The sequence below is a fragment of the Candidatus Hydrogenedentota bacterium genome (assembly GCA_016791475.1).
Lineage (GTDB): Bacteria > Hydrogenedentota > Hydrogenedentia > Hydrogenedentales > JAEUWI01 > JAEUWI01.
Map to the genome: position 1 here is coordinate 1 of JAEUWI010000488.1, position 242 is coordinate 242.

At 60.7% G+C, this 242-nt stretch carries 1 protein-coding gene; it reads left to right on the top strand.

All coding sequences use genetic code 11. The features are described from left to right. Positions 1 to 242, top strand: a 242-nt coding sequence (locus tag JNK74_30400; GenBank protein ID MBL7650480.1) for a gamma-glutamyltransferase, incomplete at both ends; no start/stop codon positions are given.

Here is a 242-nt window from a genome sequence, read left to right on the forward strand (position 1 = left end):
TGAAGGCGGAGGATCTGGCAAACTACTCGGCGGAGTGGGTGGATCCGGTTCACACCACCTATCGCGGCTGGACGGTTCACGAACTACCGCCGAACAGCCAGGGCGTGGCGGCGCTCGCGATGCTGAACATGCTGGAGACGTTGCCCATCGAGCATCAGGCGCACGAGAGCGCGATGGCATGGCACTACAAGATTGAGGCGCAGAAGCTGGCGTATCAGGATTTGAAGCGGTATCTCGCCGAT